Here is a 2,757-nt window from a genome sequence, read left to right as displayed (position 1 = left end):
TTCATTTCACATCATTTACTAGTACCTTAATAGATATAATGACGAAAGTATTTAAAATTAATTTAATTAGATAACCGGTGCATAACCGGTGCATAACCGGTGCATAACCGGTGCATAACCGGTGTGTACGGTTGATGATAATATCTATCTATATGTTTCAATAGTGTTAATTTATCTTGATACATCAATTAGTTAAATATGATATACATCAGAATATATATTGATACTTCAGAAACATATAGATATGCATAATGATAGATGCAAAATAAAATATAAATATCTACTACATATATATATAATGATTATATGGTGTATATATTCAAAATTTTACAAACACCATTAAAATATAATAAACAGAGTAATGATATATTTGATTTAAAGAAATCATACATTATATGAATCAAAATATTTTTATGTATCCATCATATGGAGAAATATAATATGTCTATGTTACATAGTGTTACCACATGGACCCGGCGCACACGTTATCATCTCAATCCAACAGAAATTTTTCATCAATTGTGTTCTGATAAAGTCAATACCTTATTATTAGAGTCATCAGAAATCGATAGTAAAGTTCCGAGAAATAGTACGTTAATTATAGATAGCGCGATACGTATTACGGCACAGGCAAATGTAGTGACAATTACTGCTTTATCAAATAATGGAGTGTGTTTATTGACCCAATTGGATATGATTATCCCATCAACTATTACTGTGGTGGCTACTGAATGTCAGCGTATTATATATTTTTCCTTATATGTACAACCCATTGAAGAGAATGAACGACTATTACGTTCCTCTATATTTGATTGCTTTCGCTGGTTAAGACAAATTGTGCAGAATGCATCTGGATCGTTGTCATCATTATTTTTTGCGGGATTATTATCCTATGATTTAATTCATTCATTTGAAAATATTCCACCATCCAATATATCGGTAGTATGCCCCGATTTATGTTTTTATTTAGCAGAATCAATGATGATTATGGACCATAGTGAACAAACGGCTATACTACATACACATGTATTCACTAATAATATATTGGAAAGGAGTCGATTATATACCCGTATGCAACAGATAGATCAGACATTACAGACCAATAAAGATCTATTATCCATTCCATCCGCTCCTACACAAAAAATAGATGTCACTAGTAATATGAGTGATACTGAATATGCCGCTATCATCCATAATATGCATACATATATTACGCAGGGGGAGATTTTTCAAGTTGTTCCATCACGACAATTTTATTGTGCATGCACACATCCATTGGGTACTTATAATATTTTAAAAAAAAATAATCCGAGTCCTTATATGTTCTTTATGCAGGATTCAGAATTTACATTATTCGGTGCTTCGCCTGAAAGTTATCTTAAATATTCTGCCGATAACCGTATGATTACACTATATCCTATTGCTGGAACGCGTCCCCGTGGATTGGATATAGATGGGAACATTGATCAAGATCTAGATAATCGTATCGAACTATCATTACGGACCAATCAAAAAGAATTATCAGAACACCTGATGTTAGTGGATGTTGCACGTAATGATTTAGCTAGAGTGTGTACAACAAATAGTCGTTATGTCTCTCAATTAATGAAAGTAGAAAAATATTCCTATGTCATGCATTTAGTATCACGGGTCACCGGTATATTACAAAATCATTTAGATGTATTTCATGCCTATCAATCCTGCATGAACATGGGGACTTTAACGGGCGCCCCTAAATTACGTGCTATGCAGTTAATTGCTCAATATGAATCGGTACGTAGGGGTGCATATGGAGGATCAATTGGATATTTTACAGGATCTGGATCGTTTGATACATGTATTGTTATTCGTTCTGCTTTTGTTCAAAACCATGTCGCTACAATACAGTCGGGGGCGGGTATTGTATATGATTCCATCATTAATGAAGAAATAGAGGAGGGTAAAAATAAAGCACAGGCTATTTTACAGGCGATTTTTAAAACACATCATGTTGATACAGGAAAATATTATGTCTGATATCCTCTTATTGGATAACCTTGATTCATTTACTTATAATATAGTTGATATATTACGATCATATCATCGAACAGTCATCATATATCGTAACACTACACCCTTATCGGTACTCATGTTAGCATTGGAACGTATGCATCAACCTATAGTTATATTGTCCCCCGGACCAGGTTCACCCGATACGGCTGGATCTATGCTCGCATTAATTGATTCAATAAAAGGAAAAATCCCTATATTAGGTATTTGTTTGGGGCATCAGGCTATCGTACAGTCATATGGTGGAGTAGTTAATGTATCATCTAATGTTATGCATGGAAAAACATCTTATATTGTACATGACCAAAAAGATATGTTTTCAAAACTCCCTAATCCTTTATTGGTAGCTCGATATCATTCCCTATTGTGTTCCACCATTCCATCTGATTTACAGGTGAATGCACGATATGAACAAACCGTTATGGGCGTTAAACATATATATGATTATGTGTGCGGTTTACAATTTCATCCTGAATCCATTTTAACTCCATTGGGGTCTCAACTCTTACACGATACATTGCATTGGTTGTATCGCGCATATAAAAGGATGGTGTAAAGATCATATTATAAACAGTTACAGATATTTTATCCATTCATTTCACATCATTTACTAGTACCTTAATAGATATAATGACGAAAGTATTTAAAATTAATTTAATTAGTGCATAACCGGTGCATAACCGGTGCATAACCGGTGCATAACCGGTG

2 protein-coding genes are annotated in these 2,757 nt (G+C 33.5%); both read left to right on the top strand.

The genetic code is table 11. From position 1 onward, the window contains the following. The first annotated feature begins 441 nt into the window (after positions 1-441). The gene (locus BUCILAFE3058_RS02065; protein WP_154061783.1) at positions 442-2,016 is read left to right on the top strand and encodes an anthranilate synthase component 1; all 1,575 of its coding nucleotides are present in this window, start codon (positions 442-444) and stop codon (positions 2,014-2,016) included. Continuing rightward, entirely contained in the window at positions 2,009-2,605 is a 597-nt protein-coding gene (locus BUCILAFE3058_RS02060) for an aminodeoxychorismate/anthranilate synthase component II (RefSeq protein ID WP_154061781.1), read from the top strand. The genes BUCILAFE3058_RS02065 and BUCILAFE3058_RS02060 overlap by 8 nt, the downstream gene beginning before the upstream one ends. Positions 2,606-2,757: the final 152 nt, after the last annotated feature.

The organism is Buchnera aphidicola (Cinara laricifoliae) (assembly GCF_900698945.1).
Classification (GTDB): domain Bacteria; phylum Pseudomonadota; class Gammaproteobacteria; order Enterobacterales; family Enterobacteriaceae; genus Buchnera_F; species Buchnera_F aphidicola_AC.
The sequence above is the reverse complement of the archived record's forward strand: the minus strand, read 5'-3'. Positions and strand labels throughout refer to the sequence as shown.

Excerpts from the sequence above, each read along its gene's own strand:
- BUCILAFE3058_RS02065 (WP_154061783.1), top strand. The coding sequence starts at position 442 with ATGTCTATGTTACATAGTGTTACCACATGGACCCGGCGCACACGTTAT.
- BUCILAFE3058_RS02060 (WP_154061781.1), top strand. The coding sequence starts at position 2,009 with ATGTCTGATATCCTCTTATTGGATAACCTTGATTCATTTACTTATAAT.